Source organism: Deltaproteobacteria bacterium (assembly GCA_016930875.1).
GTDB lineage: Bacteria > Desulfobacterota > Desulfobacteria > Desulfobacterales.
Genome location: JAFGFW010000071.1, coordinates 1 through 18361 on the forward strand (window position 1 = coordinate 1; position 18361 = coordinate 18361).

Consider the following 18361-nt stretch of genomic DNA (forward strand, 5'->3'; position numbering starts at 1 on the left):
ATTTTCAAAGAACGACTCGAGAACATTTGCGGCATAACGTACCCGCAAATATTTGTAAAAAAACTCTTGACTTTTACCGGAACAACTTAAGTTAAGAACAGAACGTGCAACCCCAATTTTAGGCATTTTACAATTCTAGGCATTTTTTTCTTAGGCACTTATGAGTTTGCGAACGTCCGGCCCTCTTCCCCGTTAAGATAACGGGATCTCCGACAAGGGGGCAGATCAAAGTCACATCCTCTGGGTGTGGATATTTGCTCTAATCCGTTTCACACGTGGTATGATGCACCCTGTGAGATCCAACAGGGTTTACTTGGCCCTGATACACTATCCTGTATACAATAAATCAGGTGAGGTGATCGCATCGGCCGTCAGCAACCTGGACTTGCACGACATATCAAGGGCGGCTAAAACGTTCGGTATTAAGGTTTTCTATGTGGTGACCCCCCTGGTAGACCAGCAGGAGCTTCTTAGAAGGATTATTTCTCACTGGACAGACGGCGCGGGGGGCAAATACAATCCTGATCGCAAGGCGGCATTAGAACTGGTCAGTATTGTAGCGTCCCTTGATGCTGCGCTGGAGGATATTGCCTGCAATGGCCATGATAGACCGGTTACAGTCATTACAGATGCACGGCCACACCCTAGAAACATCAGCTATGGGAAGCTGTCGGAAATGTTGAGTTCGGATCGACCCTTTTTGCTATTGTTCGGGACGGGCTGGGGACTGACGCAAGGGTTTATTGAAGCAGCGGATTATGTTCTTGCCCCTATCATGGGGCCTATGGATTACAACCACCTGTCAGTTCGCTCGGCCACTGCCATTGTTCTTGACAGGCTTTTTGGAACGGATAGAATATAATTTTGGAGGAAAATATGGAAGCAATCAAAGCGATTGAAAAGGAACAAATGCGGTTTGATCTGCCGTTTTTTAAGTCGGGTGATACGGTAAAGGTCTCCGTTAAAATCAAAGAAGGGGAAAAGGAACGGATTCAGCTTTTTCAAGGCGTTGTGATCAGGAAGCGTAAAGGGACAACCAATGCCACATTCACCGTAAGAAAGATCTCTTACGGAATAGGTGTTGAGCGTATCTTCCCCTTGCATTCCCCAAGTATTGAAAAAGTCGAGGTGGTCACCCGAGGTCGTGTCCGTCGCTCTCGTCTCTACTATCTGAGGAAACTGAGAGGCAAGGCAGCCCGGATCAAGGAGCTTCGCCCTCGCTAGGTCTGGCGGACCTTTGTCGCTTATGCGGGTTCAAGAATCGCAGACATGGATTCCAAATCCTTTGAGAAAACGGCTCGAAAAGAAGGCTATTCAAAGATTGCTGGCATTGATGAGGCTGGTAGGGGTCCACTGGCTGGTCCGGTAGTGGCTGCTGCAGTGATCCTTCCGGAAAGGGTGGATTTAGTCCATCTTGATGATTCTAAAAAACTGAGTCCTGGAAGGCGGGAACAGCTTTTCGGTGCGATTTATGACCATGCCATTTCTATAGGCATAGGCATTGTTGATCCTGTGGAGATCGACCGTATCAATATCCTTCAGGCCTCTCTCCTTTCCATGCGCATGGCAGCGGATAATCTTCGCCCACACCCGGATTACTTGCTTGTTGACGGCACTTTTCCCATTGAATCAAGCCTGCCCCAAGAGGCTGTCAAACACGGCGACAGGCGGTGTCTGTCCATTGCTGCAGCATCCATTATAGCCAAAGTTACCCGGGATCGACTTATGGAGATTTACGACGATGAGTTTCCAGAGTTCGGCTTCGGCAGACACAAGGGCTACGCCACAAAAGCGCACTGTGCCGCCATTCGCGCTTTTGGTTGTTCCCGGATTCACCGGAAGACATTCCGTGGCGTTAAGGAATATGTAAATTGGCCGGGTTAGGAGAAAGATGTTTGGAAAGGGAGTCCCAGGGATGGAAGATTCCCGGGCAGACCATCGCAGCCGCACTGGAGCCTTTGGTGAGTCTATTGCTGTCAAGGTCCTGAAGAAAGACGGATACAAGATCCTTGAGCAAAACCATCGTTCCAGGTTAGGTGAAATCGACATCATTGCCCTGGAGGGTGGAACGCTGGCCTTTGTAGAGGTAAAGGCCCGTCGAACGGATCAATTTGGAGACCCGAAGCAGGCTGTCACGCCTAAGAAACAGCGCAAGATATCGATGGTTGCCCTTGAATACCTAAAAAAGACAGGGCAAACAGACAAAAAAGCCCGTTTTGACGTTGTGGCCATCCGGCTGTCCCATGGTCAACCGGATGTCGAAATAATCAGGAATGCCTTTGAGCTTGCCTGGTGAGAGATCCGCAATGCCTTCTCCCCGTTCATCTGGGACGCTTTTTGTGGTAGCTACCCCAATCGGTAACATGGAAGACATCACCCTGCGAGCCATTCGGACCTTGACAGAAGTAGACCTCATTGCGGCAGAGGACACCAGGCAGACCCGGAAGCTCCTTTCGCGCTACGAAATCTCCACACCCTTCGTCTCTTATCATGACCACAATAAGGAGAAACGTACCCCTGAACTGCTGCAAAAGCTTAAAGCGGGGGCATCCATTGCACTTGTTACAGATTCGGGCACTCCGTCCATATCTGACCCGGGTTATTGTCTCGTCAGGGCTGCTATCCAGGAGGCAGTTCCTGTGGTGCCGATACCGGGGGCGTCGGCAGTTGTCACTGCATTGAGTGTGTGTGGCCTTCCCACGGATAGTTACGTTTTTGTCGGCTTTGTTTCAAGGAAATCAGGCAAACGTAAACTACTGCTGGACCGTCTAGCACTGGAGCCGAGTACCCTCATTTTCTATGAATCGCCCAAAAGACTCCTCGACCTGATGAGAGAGATTCTCGATGTCATGGGAAACCGTGAGGCTGTGGTGGCACGTGAACTGACCAAGCTCCACGAGGAAGTCCTGAGGGGGCCGTTGAACACGATGGTGAAAGAAATATCAGCGCGTCTTTCTCTGAAGGGTGAATGCACTTTGCTTGTGTCAGGATGGCATAAGGCAGGGGAAGTAGACCTGGAGACCATACGGAATCACCTGAGACGGCTGGGTATGGAGAAAGCTCTTTCCCTTTCTGACCGAGCGAAAGAGGTGGCCAGAAAATACAGCCTTTCCAGGAAAGTCGTCTATGAGGAGGCATTAAAGCTTGAAAAAGAGGGTTGACCTGCCACTAACTTCTCCATTATATGGAGTAACGTCAACTGAAATACTAAAGTGCCTAAGAATGCCTTGTGCCCGGATCTTTACCAGAGGGGTAAGCAGGGGAACAGCATGCCCATTTATGAATTCTATTGCAAGGACTGCAACACCATATTTAGCTTCTTCTCAAAGTCTGTGAACACTACCAAGCTGCCACTGTGTCCAGGGTGTAAACGAATGAAACTTGAAAGGCAGATGTCAACTTTTGCCAGGCTCACGGGGGCGCAGGACGAGGGTGAGACGGATGATTTGCCTATTGATGAGGCCAAGATGGAAAGGGCTATGGACATGTTGGCCCGGGAGGCTGAGGGAATCAACGAGGATGACCCGCGCCAAGCTGCCAGATTGATGCGCAAGCTTACGGATGCCACAGGAGCTAGCCTGGGCCCTGGCATGGAGGAGGCCCTGAAACGGCTGGAAGCCGGGGAAGATCCCGAGCAGATTGAAGCGGAACTGGGTGATATCATGGAAGAAGAGGAGCCGTTCATGTTCGGAGGAAAGAAAGGCAAGAGGGTCAAAGGGGGCAGGCCCCGTCACGATGAAACACTGTATGAACTCTGAAGTAACTGAACGTGGGGGCGATGCCCCTAAGTTCATTGTATAGAGTTTCATCAAGACCGGAACAGCGAAACGACTGGGAAATGGGCTCAATAGGAATACTGCAATGACTACGGAACAGGTTATATTGCAAAGCCCAGACATTGACCGGATTTTGGCCCGGATGGCCTACGAAATCCTGGAAAAGCACAGGGGCGCTAAGAACTTGGTGATCATTGGCATCAGGACTGGCGGGGTTTTTTTGGCCGATCGCATGGCAGCAAGGATTCTCTCGTTTGACGGCACGAACATCCCCCGTGGCGATCTTGATATCACCCTCTACAGGGATGATTGGACCCGCATAGGACATCAGCCCATTGTACAAAAGACGGAGTTGCCTTTCTCTTTGGATGGCAAACAGGTGATCCTGGTGGATGATGTCCTATTTACCGGTCGCACGGTCCGCGCAGCCATGGATGCTCTCATGGATTTTGGCCGTCCGGATCGAATCGAACTCGCTGTTCTGGTGGACCGCGGTCACCGCGAGTTGCCAATTGAAGCCAATTATGTGGGTAAGCACGTTGAAACAATCCATGACACCATGGTCAATGTGTATCTGAAAGAGAAGGCGGGACGCGACGAAGTCACGGTCACTTCACAATGAGAGGAGGCCAAAAGGCTGTCCACTGAAAGGGGAAGTTCCAGATGAGAAGTGCGTGGAGTGCCGGCACAGCAGCGAGCTATCGATTTTTTCTTTTTTCATGTTGACAAACATCGTTTTTTCATATAAAGACCATGGGCTAGATATCAACAGGGATTAACTGGTTAACAGTAAAGATATTAACTAGAGAAAAGGAGGGCGTTGGCATGCCGGAGATTGAATTTGCAGGAAAAACCTTTAATGTGGATGAGGATGGTTTTATTGATGATTTCGGTAATTGGTGCCCGGAATGGGTTCAATACGTGAAATCGACAGAGGGGATTGAAGAACTGAACGATGAGCACTGGAAGTGCGTGACCTTTTTGCAGGATTATTACAAGAAAAACGGGATTGCTCCTATGGTTCGGGTCTTCTCCAAGGTGACTGGTTACAAACTGAAACACATTTACGAACTGTTTCCTTCTGGACCTGGCAAAGGCGCATGTAAGATGGCGGGTCTTCCCAAGCCGACCGGCTGCGTCTAAGGAAGAGGTTCTGATCCTGCAACACAATTCGAACGTTCGAAAAAAAGAGGCTTTGCTATGCAGCGGGGCCTCTTTTTTTTAAGCAAGGAGTCTGGGGCCGCCAGGAATTATTTCCTTTGAAAAGAAGATTTTGTTGACATATAATTTTATAATGTGATATAAAATAATTATTCATGGTAGTTAGTTGTATGGTTTTGTCGCCAGGCACCTTTGGGTTAGGCGAAGTGTCAGATTGGGATAGGAATTTTGCGAAGTAAAATAAGATGCCAACAAGGTCCACAGGTCTTGTTGGCTTTTTTTTCGTCAGATCCATATCCCGGCTAAATAATATTGTGAAAGGAGGGATATGGTCATGGCAGAAGGCACCGTAAAGTGGTTTAATGAGAAAAAGGGCTATGGTTTTATTAGCATGGATGAAGGCCAGGACGTCTTTGTTCACTATAGCTCCATTCTCGGCAGTGGTTTTAAGTCGCTATATGAAGGCCAGCGGGTTCGATTTGAAGTCGAGGACGGCCAAAAGGGTCCGCAGGCAGTGAACGTTGAAACCACCTAGGTTAAGGGGTTGACAGGCCGCTGTCCCTGGGCCTTTGGGCTTAAGTTTAAGGTTTGGGTTCACAGAAGTTAGGGTCAGATCCGAAATGTGTTGACGGGGAGATGAGCCCGGCAAGTCTAGAAACAACTGAAGAACCCTGTCATCAAAGATGACAGGGTTCTTCAATTTAGAGCATATGATGCCAGCAATCAGAACGGTATCTCGAACCGAGTGCATTCGCTGCGGGACCTGTTGTATGAAAGGAGGCCCCGCCCTCCACGAGGAAGACGCCACACTATTTGCCAAAGGTATCTTGGAAAGGGCCCATGTTTATACTCTGAGAAAAGGGGAGCTCGTTCGGAACATTGATGAGGTTTTCATGGTCCTTGAACAGGAGATCATCAAGATCAAGGGGCAGGGTGAAGCCTGGACATGTATGTTTTATGAGAACGAAAAAACGGCCTGCGGGATTTATGAAAACAGACCAGTTGAGTGCCGGGCCTTGAAATGCTGGGATTTGCGGGAATTCAAGGAGGTCATGACCAGGCCGTATCTTCAAAGAAAGGATCTGGTGAAGCCGGACGACGGCATCCTTAAGGTGATGGATGCCCACGAAAGACGATGCGCGTATGAGATTCTGGACTCAGCAGTTAAGGGGTTGGAGGGGCCGGATCCCAGGAAAGCAGTGGAAGTAATTCTTGAACTCTTGCAATATGACAACTATGTGCGGCCTTTCTTGACAGATAAGCTCAATCTGGATCCGAGCATAATGGATTTCTTCTTCGGCAGGCCTCTTACGACCACTATCCGCATGTTCGGGCTGTGTGTCAAGCAAGAAGGAGACACCTTCACTCTGTCGCCGACGGCACACCACCGGGATTAGAGTCTTTGAACAGACGATTCTCTTTTCTTCAATATTTTTTTCAACTTCCTCTTGTAAAGCTCCCGCTTGAGCTTGCTTATATGATCAATAAAGAGAGTGCCGTTCAGATGATCAATCTCATGTTGGAGCACAATAGCGGGGAGACCTTCCTTTATGAGAGTGATCGGGTTCTCTTCCCTGTCAAGGCCCTTTACGGTGACGCACTCCGCGCGCTTGATTTCTGCTGAATAGTCAAGAACACTGAGGCAGCCTTCTTCGCTTACCACCGCGCCATCTGCCTCGACGATTTCAGGGTTGATCACAACGACAAGATCATGGGGTTCGTTCTTGGGTGAGATATCAAAGATGATGACGCGACATGGTTCTCCCACCTGGTTGCTTGCGAGGCCGATGCCAGGCGCATGGTACATGGTGTCGGCCATGTCATCAATGAGCTGTTGGACCTTTCCGTCAATATTCGTGACAGGCTCGGCCCGCTCGCGAAGAACCGTATCAGGGTAGGTGATAATTTTTCTTAGGGGCATTGTGTGTTTATTTCATCCTGGAAAACCTGGTCCCTGGACTAGTGCTCCGTCTCTTTATTAAGGTGTCATTTCGACCAGAGGGAGAAAGCTTTACAACTACTTGATATAATAAGATTGCTCCCTGGCCCAGACCGGGTTCATATGCCGCCTTCGCCATAGTCCGCCTGAGGCGGACGACGGCTGAAATAGCATCGGTTATTATTCTCATGTCGCGCCAGGGCGGGCGCTTGGCTCGAAATGACATGATTGTAACGTTATTCAAATAACATCCTACTAGGCCAGAGCGACCTCCCTGAGGGCAGCCATGATCCTATCCGGCTCATCCATGCCGTAGATTTCAGTGTCGAACCTGGCACCCAGACCCAGTTTGTCCTCGGCCACATCCTTCATCTCAGGACCCAAGATGACGAGGTCCGTGTAAGGAAGAACAGAGGATAACACGGTTACGTCCTGTGGACCGGTCGCTCTCTGCAAGCCATCTTCATGACTCACTGCAAGAGCATTCCACAAGTCCCGTTTGATTCTGATAGCCGGGACATCTCTGAAGTGTTCGGATTCGTAAAAGGGTATCAGCCCTTCCAGGCCTTCCGGCTTTCCACGATAGTGGTTCCACAAGGCAATGGCCAGATCAACCTTCTGTCCTGCCCAGAAACCGTTCAAATGTCGCTCTTGTGCGTGCGCCACCATCGTCTGATACTTCATGCCCAGTCTGACCAGATCCCTCAAATGCCGTGTGGATCGCTGTTGCAATTGCTGCTCATGCTTGAGTGCGGTTTCGTCGTACCTAATCCTGAGCCGTGTTGACAGGGAGGCAGGCCTCTCTTCTGCACCCGGCTTGTCGCAAAGGGCCAAAACACTTCCAAACTCAATGGACGAGCGTTTCTTCATAATTGCGCGGACCGTTTGTTCCTGAAAAGCGTCTTTCCAGAACTTCCGGTGGGTTAGATGGCCGTTTGCGTTGATGAAGCCACGAAGCGCCCTGAAGATCTGAAAGTCCTCAATGGTCTGGCTGTGTTTGAATGAGAGGCCTTGTGAGAGCTGTCTTATGACATTGAGACCTTCTCTGGCTTGACGGCCTCCCATCTGGAGAGCTTCGCGATGGAAGGTGTCTTCGAGGCATACGAGCTTTCTGTCCTTGACGAGGGCCAAGATCTCTTCGTACAAGGCCTTTGAGTTTTCTGCCGTCGAGTTCAATGGTGGCTGCCCTAGCCCGTATCTGATGAGGTTTTCAATGACAGGGGTATCCAGATAGAGCACTGGCAGTGGAGAGCGTTCCCCCCGAACTAGGGAAAGCTTGCGGCTCAACAGCTTTCTTTCCTGACCTTCAGGGAGGGAATCAATCCTCTGTCTCACGCTGGCATCAAGTTGATCAAACATCTCATCAGCGTATGCACGGGCCCCTTTGTCAAGGCGCTTATAATGCTTTACGACATATTCATGCAGTTGCTGCCACAAATAATCGGACAGCCCATCTTGCCTGGTGGGACCATCTGAAGACAACCTGTCCAAATATTGCCTTATGTGCTTTTTTGTAATCACGGCATCACAACGCTATTCGCTGGTTTCACTCACGGTGACCTCATGAATCATCTTGTCTTCTGAGCCGAAGTGTCGGCACAGGGTGTCGAAGATCTCAGCTCCATGCTCGACAAAATAGCAACTCTCAAAGACCTTGGGATCCGCCATGCCTTCAGATGCCAGGTGGTTTAGCCAGTCGCGCAGGGGCTCATAAAACTCTCCAACAAATATTTGGGGCTTATAATGTCCGATACCGAGTTTCTTCTTCACAAAAGTGATGGCATTTTCAAGGTTTGTGCCTACGCCGCCTTTGAAATAGATGTCTGCCTCTGTGGTTTCAGATAGAATCTCCTGTCTTTCCAGCAAGTCATTTCTGGCCAGATACGCCGCAAAATCCACGTGGGGATCGATGTCTACGCCGGGGATTTTCCAGTACACGGCCCCGGAAAGCATGCCAAGAGAAGCTGTGGTTTCGGAGACAAATGACATAACGCTGCCCGTATTGCCTCCTGTGAGGATACCGCAAATACCGCCGTGGAAATCCTTGAAGGAGTTAATGCTGTCCACAATTTCTTTCTGCGTCTCAGCATCCACATTCCCTGCTGTTCCGTAGAACGCTGCCAGCTTTCTTGAGCTAAAGGCCTCATTGAAAGACGGTATCACGGAAGACCTCATAAAGAAGTGCTTATACAGGACGAGGTCCCCTTGCAAGGGGTTTTTCCAGTAGATAGCGACGCCCATATCCTGTAGGGTATTCATAAAGACGAGGTCTTCGGATCTGAAAAAGTACTCCTCTTCAGGTGCCTTCCTGAAGGTCAAATCCTTGATAAGTCCCAGATCAGCGGCTACAATAAGATAAGACGCACGGAGTCGGCTGGGGAAATCCTGAAGCACGAGAGATGTGTTCGGCTGCAGCTCGTCTAACAGTTGATTGCAGTTTTGGTTCAGCTTGATGAATCTTTGTCCCTCGGCCTCACTGATGGCCGCAACGGTGTTTTCATCCACTGACCGCTCCTCGTAAAGTCTTTCCAAGGCTGAGGACTTCAGGTCAATATAGAACCTTTCTCTTACACTGTGTTGTGCCACGGCTGGTTTGTAGACTTCGAAGTGCACCGTTTCTTTGACGATGTTTTCTGCTCCCCCAATAAGCTCCAGATATATGATGCCATTAGTGTGTTTGCTACCTACCCTGGCATCCGTGTGCTCGGGGTCCAGAATGTAAATCTCGTTTTGTTGTGTAAAAAGGCTCGTGTGGGATATGACCCCGCTTCCGGCAGGGACGATGACCCGGTCCACCTTCTGCTCAGGCTGGACAAAATAGAGATCTTCACGGGGAATTCTTTTCAGCACGGCAGCTTTTAGATAATGGGGTGTCAAGACCCTCGGATTGGGAAGATGGACAAATGGCATCACAGGCACAGCCAGAATGCCCCCCTCCAGCACTTTGGTTCCCTTGGGTACAATGATGGTGCGGTTTGAGATCAGGTTAATGAGTTCCTCTGCAGAATACTTGAGTTCAGGGTTTCTCAAATAGATTTTGCCCACCTCAAGTCCAGGTGCCATCAACTGGTCAATGGTGAGGCCTGCGGAATATTCAGGTATGTAGAACCATAACCTGGCTTCATAGGAGATCCTTTTCCCATTCAGTTCAAATTGGCCCAGTTTTTCCTGGTTAATGCCCAGCCTGGCCTTTGTGCTGTGCAGGTCAGTCGTGAGGCAGTCCTGGTTGCGCAAGAAATACTGCATCTGTTCCTCATCAAGGTCTGCCGAAATCAGCGCAAGAACCTCAGAGTCATCAGCGCTAATGATCTTTTCTATCTTGCAATCAGGGCTTTCGTTTAGGGACACAGCCAAACCTCTGTTATTGGTTATACGTCAATCGTTTAGGGGTTGCGCCGCTCGTTTCGTATGACGTTAGTCGGCCTACGGCTCGTAGAGCTTTCCGAGCCGTAGGCTCTACAAGCCGGAGGCCTACGCTAGGTGGCAATCAGTTTGAGCTGATCAGGGATCAAGTACCACCGAAGGCGGCCCGAGTGTGTGGGCAGTTCGTCAACGTCAATTCGGCAGCACCCACCCATCTCAAACTGCACTGCTGCCTTAGCGTCCTGTGTGAGCAAGAAGGATGCCACCTCAGCCACCGATGGGAGGTGTCCTGCAATGAGCACACGCTTCGCACCTGAAAGCTCGGACAATGCCTGAATCGTCTCTTCAGGCGGTGTCATGGCTTTAACCTTTGGTGTTTCGACGATTTTTTCCAAAGGAAATCCGACTTCTTCTGCCACAATGGCTGCTGTCTGCTTGGAGCGCTTCTTGGGACTTGACAAAATCGCATCAAAGGGCACGCCCATCTTTTTAAGGGCCTGGCCACTGGCATGAATCCTTGCTTCCCCCTCAGGGTTTAGCCCTTCCTCTGGGTCCTGGTCCTTTGGCAGGGCAGGGCCGTGTTGCATGAGATAGATTTCCATGTGATCACCTCCTGTTATTGAGACACTCTTCATTCACCGATAATCTTAACCAGCGCCCTCTTTTTCCTTCGACCATCAAACTCGCCATAGAAAATCTGTTCCCAGGTCCCGAAGTCCAGTTTTCCGTCTGTGACCGCTACGACAACCTCCCTGCCCATGATCTGTCTTTTCATGTGGGCGTCTGCATTGTCTTCACCCACATTATGCCTGTACTGTGAGACAGGCTCATGGGGCGCCAATTTCTCCAACCACACATCATAGTCGTGGTGTAGTCCGGATTCGTCATCGTTTATAAACACGGAAGCCGTTATGTGCATGGCGTTTACTAGCACAAGGCCCTCTCTGATGCCACTTTCTCTGAGGCATTCCTTAACCTGTGGGGTGATGTTGACAAAGGCTCGTCTTGTTGGCACGTTGAACCAAAGCTCTTTTCGATAATTTTTCATCTCCTTCATCTCCTCTAATTGCTTTGTGCATCGATAGGCCCTGGCAGAGGGACATGCCTTTGGGACCTTATAACAGAAACCGCGTCGTCCTTGCAACACCTTGCCGAGTTTGCGTCACGGCAACGTCAAAGTTGTATTTCTGACGAGCATCAAAATTCCCCTTTGAAAAGGAAAATTATTTATGTTACCCCCCTTTGGGAAAGGTTGGCAAGGGGGATTTTAGGAACGAGGCAATTCTTATTGTAAAACATTATGTTAAACATTGACGTGCTGTTATCTTCATGAAACATTCAAAAAAGATAATAGATGTGGTATGAAAAAAAGGTGAGGTTATGAAAACAGGAAGACGCCTGATTTTATGCACCATAGCAATGGTTTTCTGTGCCGCTGTGTTGGGCCTTCATGCGGAATCCCTCCAGGCTACCGGAGGCAAGGACAATGAGCTTGCCTGGCTGGGGGTTTCCGTGGGGAAGGTCGAAGCCAAGGATGAAAGGAAGTTTGATCTGCGTCCCGGCAAAGGCGTGCTGGTCACGGTAGTGGCAGACGATTCGCCTGCCGATAAGGTGGACTTGGAAGCAGGAGACATCATTCTTTCTTTGGATGGAGCAAAAATAAAGAGTCCCGGACATTTCTATAGGATGATCCGCAGGAAAAACCCTGGTGACACCATTCTGCTGGAGGTCATTCATGATGGCAAGAAGAAAAGGTTAAAAGTCGCATTAGGGGCCCATGACGGAGACGAAGATCCTTTTGAGTTTTTCAGGCGATGGCCACGAATGTTCTGGTCTGTCTGGGACGATAGACCTTACATGGGGGTTATTTTACAGGATTTGAATGAAGACCTGGCCGGATATTTCGGGGTGGAGCCTGGTGAGGGCGTGCTGATTAGTGACGTGGAGGAAGGAAGTCCGGCAAAGGAAGCAGGTTTGAAGTCGGGAGACATCTTGACACGGATAGAAGGTGAGAAAGTGGGGTCCTCAGATGATGTGCGGGACATTTTGAGGGATTACGCCCCTGGGGACGAAATTGAAGTGACGATGATTCGCTCTGAAAAGAAGAGCAAAGCCAAAGTCAAGTTGAGGCAGTCTCGTTTTCAGGAGGACTTGGACAGCCTGAAAGAGTTTTGGAAAAAACTTGAAAGACAAAGGGATATCCTCCAACGCGAGCTGCATCGTTTGCGCGAATGGGTGGGGGTCAATGGAGGTGCATGAGCCATGAGCGCTACGGTTGTATATTGTGATAGCCTGGAAGTTTCCTTGGCCATCGGACCAGACATTGTGGAGATCACTGGCCAGCTCTCTTCAATGGCCCGGAGGGCCGGCATAAAAAATGGCACTCTACATGCCTCTGTTATTGGCTCAACAGGGTCACTCACAACGATTGAGTATGAGCCTGGCGTTGTTGAAGATCTGAAAAGGGCTATCACGCGACTCGCGCCTCCGGGCATGGAGTATGAGCACGAAAAGGCGTGGCATGATGGCAATGGCCACAGCCACGTGCAGGCAGCCTTGCTGGGTCCTTCGCTTGTAATTCCAGTGCGCAAGTGCGCATTGGCCCTTGGAACGTGGCAGCAGGTTGTGGTCATCAACCACGACAACCGCCCACGCCAAAGGTCGATAGAGGTCACGGTGATTGGCACGTAGCTTGCAAACTTATCATCTGATTCATCGACAGGGCGCCCTTCCCCTCTTGCGACCGTGTGAGACCAGAGACCTCACGGGCAGAGGAAACGGGATCTTTGTTTTCGGATTGTTAGATGTCTTCTTCAAAGCATAAAGTGGATCCGGCCGTGCCTTTGACGAACCAACCTCCTCAGATAATTCAGGGGGCGTCAATCTCTACCCGAAAGGTTCAAACCCTTACCGATATCCTTCGTCTCCTTGAAAAAGATAAGGCCATATCAGTGTGGTTGGACTCGGGCAAGAATCGGAACCCGGAACTATTTGCTATCCTGGCAGATGAACTCTCCGATTCTGAGAGGAAAGCCCTTACACAGGTTACCGACGTCGTTGTTCACACCCGGGAAAATTTGGCAAAAAGGGTCGCGGAGCTTGAGAAAGAAAACAAGTCCCTGAGGTCTTTGAGCCTCACTGACGGACTCACCGACCTTTACAATTATCGTTTTTTTGCTAAACAGCTTGAGGTTGAGATGGCTCGAACCAGACGGACGGGCCAGCCTTGCTCGCTTATGATGACAGACTTGGATGACTTTAAACTCTTGAACGACACTCTGGGCCACGATGAGGGAAACAAATTTTTGGTGAAGGTATCGGAAGTAATAGGCGAAAAGCTGAGGCCGACGGATATCCTGTGCCGATATGGAGGCGATGAATTCGCGGTGATTATGCCGGCTACCACCTTGTTTGACGCTTTGCGTATCGCTCAAAGGCTGAGGGAGTCGGTTGTCATGATACCGGCAAAGCTGGACAACCCCTTTTCTGTCAGTATAGGACTGGCAGAGTATGATCCATCTTGCGGACAAGAAATGAGTGTTTTTGTTAACATGGCCGATAAGGCGCTTTACAGGGCCAAGGAAGGCGGCAAGAACAGGGTTTGTTACGAAGGAAAGCTCCCGGAAGTCGGCAAGGTGGCGCCTGTGACTCAGGACGAGAGAGCCATTCTCCTTAGGAGGGATGACAAGAAGGGACGATAAACATCAATTCAACTCAGAAAGGTCGAGTATCGCCAATGCAGTCAAAAGAGCCTGTTATCACCTCTATTGCAAGCGGAAAAGGAGGTGTGGGAAAAACGTTCATTACTGCCAACCTCGCAGCTTGCCTTGTGAGGAAGGGAAGAAAAGTCCTTGTGGTGGACTGTGATTTGGGCCTTGCCAATATGGATATCCTCCTGGGGATCACGCCTATGTTTACACTGCAAGATGTGGTTTTCGGAGACCAGACTATTCAAGATGTGATCACTTCCACCAAGGCGGGGTTTGACCTGCTTCCGGCCAGTTCCGGCGTGAAGGAGATGGGCCAACTGCTTTACGAGAAGATCCAGATGATAAAGAGCGCTCTTAGCTCCATTTTTCCAAATTATGATGAGGTCCTTCTGGATACTGGCGCAGGGATCTCGGAGGTCGTGCTTCAGTTTAGTCTATTTGCCCCCAGGAATATCATTGTGCTGAACAAAGAGCCGACCAGTTTGACAGACGCCTATGCAGTCATCAAGGTCATGCACCAGCGGTTTGACAGGACATCCTTTGGGATCATTGTCAATTCAGCAAGGGACGAAAAGGAAGCGGATCGGCTTTTCGGCCATATTGATACGGTCTGCAGGGACTTCTTGGGCATTTCCTTGCACTATCTCGGCCACATTGTCAGCGACGAGGCAATCCCGGGGTCTATTGTGAACCAGAAGATTTTGGTACAGACCCACCCGAACTCCAGGGTTGGAATCAATTGCTTCAACATTGCCAGAGCCGCTTCCAACTGGAAGCCACAAGCCGTGGCCACAGAGGGGCCTGCGGCTAAATAGCCCCAATGCCGGAAGAATAAAGGAGGATGGCATGGAACTATGCTTTGCTTTTAGCACTGATGATGGGGAGGACATGATCAAGGAGCACGCGGGCCAGGCCAAGTTTTTTGACGTCTACAAGTTTTCCGACGGGGAAGCCACGTTTCTGGGAAGAAGGGACAATTCGAAGTACAAGGGCGATGAGGCCATGAAGCACGGTGATCCGAAAAAGGCAAAGGCGACCATGGAGGCGTTGAAAAATGTAGATGTATTGGTAGCCAGGGTGTATGGCCCGAATTTGCCAAGGCTGTTGAAGAAGTTCCTCTGTGTCGTTATTAGGACCAAGAAGATCACTGATGCGATTGAAATCGTGAAAGAAAACATGGGAAAGATTCAGGATGAATACCAAAAGGGCGAATCACGAAAGCACTTGGTTTTAACGGCATAGAAGGCACCAGAAGGATTTTTGCCTGAGTCACTTATGCGTGCATTACTCTTTTCTTCACGACTGACTGTTTTGCTTATGGCCCTCACTTTCCTTATGGTGGCGCCTCCGTCTTCTGCCTTCCCTGCCCAAGAAGGCGCTTATCTTGTTTTTCATAATTTCTCCCCTCCAGAATCCCTAACCCTGTGCGGTGAGCCAATGCCCCTTGAAAACCGCCGCGTTTGGGAAATGCTTGACCGTGAATTTACCATAACTGTCTGGGACCGAGCCCAAGTGTTCATGTGGCTTAAGCGGTCAGGACGTTATTTCCCATACGTGGAAAGGAGGCTGGCCGAGGAGGGCATGCCTGACGACCTGAAGTACCTTGCGGTGGCTGAGAGTTCTCTTCTCACGCATGCCCGATCCAGCGACGGCGCCAGGGGACCATGGCAGTTAATGACCCGTACTGCCCGATCCAATGGCATTCGCAAGGACCACACCATGGACGAACGGCTGGACATCGAGCAGGCCACTGAGGTGGCCATTAAGTACCTTAAGCGTCTTAAGGATAAGTTCGGTACGTGGACATTGGCGTTAGCCGCATACAATTGCGGAGAAGGATCTCTGAAAAGAGAAATGAAGAAGCAGGGAGTCACTGACTACTACAGGCTCAACCTGCCCCTTGAGACCGAGCGATTCATCTTCCGCATTGCGGCTATCAAGATTGTTATGGACAATCCGATGCGCTATGGATACAGCCTGCCAAAGGAAGAGATCTACAGACCTATCGAGTGCGATACCGTGTCGGTCAACATCCGGGTCCCCCTCCACATAACGGATGTTGCCCAAGCCCTTGGCACGGACTTTAAAGTTCTCAGGGAGCTCAATCACAAGATCCCCGGCTATTATCTGCCCACCGGATCTTACACAATTAAGGTTCCGTCCGGGCAGGGTTCCAAGATGGCCGATGTTCTGAATGATCTCACCAAAGTCGCTTCCCGTCGCATGCAACATGATTCCTATTATGTGGTTCGGAGGGGCGACACCTTGAACCATATTGCCAGACGAAGGAAGGTCACTGTAGCGACCCTAAAAAAACTCAACAGCATCCAAGGTTCTCTGATCATGGTGGGGCAAAGGCTCCGGCTGATCCCTTAGCTCATTGCCTCCAGCATTTCAGTCTCTCCATGACTCAGCAATCGGTCTGTGCCGAGCAGAATTCTTACCCCTTTTTCAGTCTTGGCCATGCCAAGGATCACTTCTGTGTCCACGTCGACTCCAAACGATGGAGTCTTTTCAATATCTTCGCCTGTGAGGTTCAGAACCTCGGAGACCGAGTCGACCACCATGCCAACTTCCATCTTGTCGGAATTCCCATTGACCTCCACAATAATAATACATGTTCGCTCATTATAGCCCAACTCTTCCAGGCCAAACTTAAGCCTCAGATCGATCACCGGAATCACCTTATTCCGCAGATTGATGACTCCTTTAAAAAAAGGAGGAGTTTGTGGTATAGTACGTATGGGCGTCATCCCGATGATCTCTTTTACAGAGGTGATACTGATACCGTACTCTTGATGGTCCAGAGCGAAGATAAGATTTTTTCCTTCCTGTGCCAACATGTTCTTTGTATCAAGATCGCTTGTGTGGCGATCAACAATCCTTGATACGACTTTGGACAGGTCATGGAAGTTGGACGAGCGTCTGACTGAACCAGCGGTATCACAAGCAACCTCGGCAAACCGCGTGTCCACAAAATTTTTCAGATCAATCAATGTCCCGACACCCATTTCCTCGACCATGTATCGCTGAATCCTATCGAGGTCTTCAATGACGGGAAATAGATCATCTGTCTTTATCCCTTGAGGTTCTTTAAGGACATTCTTTAGTACTGGAACCTTGAGACCCAATATGTTTTGAGGATCCAAAAAATCAACGGCGATTTCTGCGGCTTTGTCCGGTCGTTGAGCAATGAACTGCCCGGACTGTACCAACATTGTGGTGAGTTCCTGGACCACCTCAGGATGGGCGTTGATAAGTTCGTCTCGCACTGCAACTACACAACAGGGATGATATTGCCAAAGCTCTGCCGAAAGAAACATAAGATCTCCACTGTTTGCCGCGATGGCCTTCGTGCCCAAAGGCTCTGCTACAGTGTATCCACCTACCTCAGGATTTTTTGCCAGAAACTCCGGCATCTTGACTGGTGGGACTACCTCAAAGCAGACATCGACGCCTTCCTGGCCTGCTACTCCCGGCTTGAGACCGAGCTGTCGCAAGAACATCGTTGAAAGCATGTGATGAATCGAAAGCATATGAGGGATGTAAAAGCTCTTACCTTTAAAAAACTGTTGTAGAGATCCTTTGTTTGAACCTTTCTTGTTGCTCACGCAGATACTGCCGTTTTTGTGGGCCAAAAGAACCAATTTTATCGGCACATGGAAACTGAAAAGATCCATGGCAATCGGGGCCAGAATGAAGGCCGCATCAATATCGCCCTTTTCGAGGGCTTTTTGCAGGGGGTTCCAACTCGACATGCATTGCGTTTCCAGTTCAAAATGCTTTGGGGCAAGCTTTTCGGTTGCAATCAAATGCTTTAAAACCCCGAGGGTTAGATGATCGGTGATCTGAATGTGGGCTACGCTCAATCGCACCTTTCCGGAAGCAGCCTTTTGGGGAAGCCTTGCTTTTCCGACATCTTCACCTTCACCATCCTTTTTTGCCCCAAAGGTTTCTTCAATCACGATTTTCAGCTCCTGTGCTGAAAATGGCTTGGTAATAAAACTACTTACACCTGCCTCTTTGGCCTTAAGAGTCTGTTTTTTTTCTGCCTGGGCCGTTGCCATAATGAAAGGCGCGTCCTTCCACTTTTCATCCGCCCTAACCCAAAGCAGCAGGTCATAGCCTCCCTTGTTGGGCATATTCCAGTCGCTGATAATAAGACGAACATCTTCGTCTTTTTGGAGCATCTGGATGGCCGCATCACCATCATCAGCTTCAACGATATTGGCGAAGCCCACTTCCTTGAGAATCTTCACTTCCATCTTCCGGGTAAGTTTGGAATCTTCGACCAACAGGATTTTCATTTCAAGATCTACCGTCATTTTGTTACCTCCCATGTCACCAAGACATTGACATTCCTTCTTTTTTCATTCACGGTTTTTAGCTCAAGACAGCGGCCTTAAAAAACT

General features: G+C 49.6%; 22 protein-coding genes. 16 read left to right on the forward strand and 6 right to left on the reverse strand.

Going from position 1 to position 18361, the window contains the following annotated elements:
* Nucleotides 1-280 precede the first annotated feature (280 nt).
* The 10 genes from JW883_06985 to JW883_07030 all read left to right on the forward strand — a co-directional run bounded on the left by JW883_06985 (nt 281) and on the right by JW883_07030 (nt 6334).
* The gene (locus tag JW883_06985) at nt 281-862 is read left to right on the forward strand and encodes an RNA methyltransferase (GenBank protein ID MBN1842007.1); all 582 of its coding nucleotides are present in this window, start codon (nt 281-283) and stop codon (nt 860-862) included.
* A gap of 14 nt (nt 863-876) precedes the next feature.
* A complete protein-coding gene (rplS, locus tag JW883_06990) occupies nt 877-1224 on the forward strand; it encodes a 50S ribosomal protein L19 (GenBank protein ID MBN1842008.1) in 348 nt (115 codons plus the stop codon).
* A 45-nt stretch (nt 1225-1269) separates the two neighbouring features.
* Complete coding sequence (locus tag JW883_06995) at nt 1270-1884, forward strand: ribonuclease HII (GenBank protein MBN1842009.1); 615 nt, start codon at nt 1270-1272, stop codon at nt 1882-1884.
* Between the two features lie 31 nt (nt 1885-1915).
* Nucleotides 1916-2296, forward strand: coding sequence for a YraN family protein (locus tag JW883_07000; GenBank protein MBN1842010.1), 381 nt, complete (start codon nt 1916-1918; stop codon nt 2294-2296).
* 10 nt (nt 2297-2306) lie between these two features.
* A complete protein-coding gene (gene rsmI, locus JW883_07005; protein MBN1842011.1) occupies nt 2307-3161 on the forward strand; it encodes a 16S rRNA (cytidine(1402)-2'-O)-methyltransferase in 855 nt (284 codons plus the stop codon).
* A 108-nt stretch (nt 3162-3269) separates the two neighbouring features.
* Complete coding sequence (locus tag JW883_07010) at nt 3270-3758, forward strand: zinc ribbon domain-containing protein (GenBank protein ID MBN1842012.1); 489 nt, start codon at nt 3270-3272, stop codon at nt 3756-3758.
* A gap of 103 nt (nt 3759-3861) precedes the next feature.
* A complete protein-coding gene (gene pyrR / locus JW883_07015; protein ID MBN1842013.1) occupies nt 3862-4398 on the forward strand; it encodes a bifunctional pyr operon transcriptional regulator/uracil phosphoribosyltransferase PyrR in 537 nt (178 codons plus the stop codon).
* Nucleotides 4399-4601: 203 nt separating this feature from the next.
* Nucleotides 4602-4919 carry a TusE/DsrC/DsvC family sulfur relay protein gene (locus JW883_07020; GenBank protein ID MBN1842014.1) on the forward strand — a complete coding sequence of 106 codons (318 nt, stop codon included), beginning with the start codon at nt 4602-4604 and terminating at the stop codon, nt 4917-4919.
* Between the two features lie 352 nt (nt 4920-5271).
* Entirely contained in the window at nt 5272-5472 is a 201-nt protein-coding gene (locus tag JW883_07025) for a cold-shock protein (GenBank protein MBN1842015.1), read from the forward strand.
* Between the two features lie 235 nt (nt 5473-5707).
* Nucleotides 5708-6334 (forward strand): YkgJ family cysteine cluster protein, encoded by a 627-nt coding sequence (locus JW883_07030; GenBank protein ID MBN1842016.1) that lies wholly within the window; start codon nt 5708-5710, stop codon nt 6332-6334.
* Here the strand turns inward: JW883_07030 and def are convergent.
* The 5 genes from def to JW883_07055 form a co-directional block, all read right to left on the reverse strand.
* Nucleotides 6331-6858, reverse strand: coding sequence for a peptide deformylase (def, locus tag JW883_07035; GenBank protein MBN1842017.1), 528 nt, complete (start codon nt 6856-6858; stop codon nt 6331-6333). The genes JW883_07030 and def overlap by 4 nt on opposite strands.
* A 273-nt stretch (nt 6859-7131) precedes the next feature.
* A complete protein-coding gene (locus JW883_07040; GenBank protein MBN1842018.1) occupies nt 7132-8397 on the reverse strand; it encodes a hypothetical protein in 1266 nt (421 codons plus the stop codon).
* Nucleotides 8398-8409: 12 nt separating this feature from the next.
* On the reverse strand, nt 8410-10224 hold the full coding sequence (locus JW883_07045; GenBank protein MBN1842019.1) for an LOG family protein: 1815 nt from the start codon (nt 10222-10224) through the stop codon (nt 8410-8412).
* A gap of 128 nt (nt 10225-10352) precedes the next feature.
* On the reverse strand, nt 10353-10841 hold the full coding sequence (sixA, locus tag JW883_07050) for a phosphohistidine phosphatase SixA (GenBank protein MBN1842020.1): 489 nt from the start codon (nt 10839-10841) through the stop codon (nt 10353-10355).
* Nucleotides 10842-10870: 29 nt separating this feature from the next.
* Nucleotides 10871-11287 (reverse strand): YjbQ family protein, encoded by a 417-nt coding sequence (locus JW883_07055; GenBank protein MBN1842021.1) that lies wholly within the window; start codon nt 11285-11287, stop codon nt 10871-10873.
* Nucleotides 11288-11619: 332 nt separating this feature from the next.
* Here JW883_07055 and JW883_07060 point away from each other — a divergent pair, with 332 nt between their 5' ends.
* The 6 genes from JW883_07060 to JW883_07085 all read left to right on the forward strand — a co-directional run bounded on the left by JW883_07060 (nt 11620) and on the right by JW883_07085 (nt 16325).
* Nucleotides 11620-12498 (forward strand): PDZ domain-containing protein, encoded by an 879-nt coding sequence (locus JW883_07060; protein ID MBN1842022.1) that lies wholly within the window; start codon nt 11620-11622, stop codon nt 12496-12498.
* Between the two features lie 3 nt (nt 12499-12501).
* The gene (locus tag JW883_07065) at nt 12502-12930 is read left to right on the forward strand and encodes a YjbQ family protein (protein MBN1842023.1); all 429 of its coding nucleotides are present in this window, start codon (nt 12502-12504) and stop codon (nt 12928-12930) included.
* Between the two features lie 113 nt (nt 12931-13043).
* Nucleotides 13044-13940 (forward strand): GGDEF domain-containing protein, encoded by an 897-nt coding sequence (locus tag JW883_07070; GenBank protein ID MBN1842024.1) that lies wholly within the window; start codon nt 13044-13046, stop codon nt 13938-13940.
* 35 nt (nt 13941-13975) lie between these two features.
* The gene (locus JW883_07075; protein ID MBN1842025.1) at nt 13976-14764 is read left to right on the forward strand and encodes a MinD/ParA family protein; all 789 of its coding nucleotides are present in this window, start codon (nt 13976-13978) and stop codon (nt 14762-14764) included.
* A 31-nt stretch (nt 14765-14795) separates the two neighbouring features.
* Entirely contained in the window at nt 14796-15191 is a 396-nt protein-coding gene (locus tag JW883_07080) for a dinitrogenase iron-molybdenum cofactor biosynthesis protein (protein MBN1842026.1), read from the forward strand.
* Nucleotides 15192-15224: 33 nt separating this feature from the next.
* Entirely contained in the window at nt 15225-16325 is a 1101-nt protein-coding gene (locus tag JW883_07085) for a transglycosylase SLT domain-containing protein (GenBank protein ID MBN1842027.1), read from the forward strand.
* Here JW883_07085 and JW883_07090 read toward each other — a convergent pair.
* Complete coding sequence (locus JW883_07090) at nt 16322-18274, reverse strand: chemotaxis protein CheW (GenBank protein ID MBN1842028.1); 1953 nt, start codon at nt 18272-18274, stop codon at nt 16322-16324. The genes JW883_07085 and JW883_07090 overlap by 4 nt on opposite strands.
* Between the last annotated feature and the right edge of the window lie 87 nt (nt 18275-18361).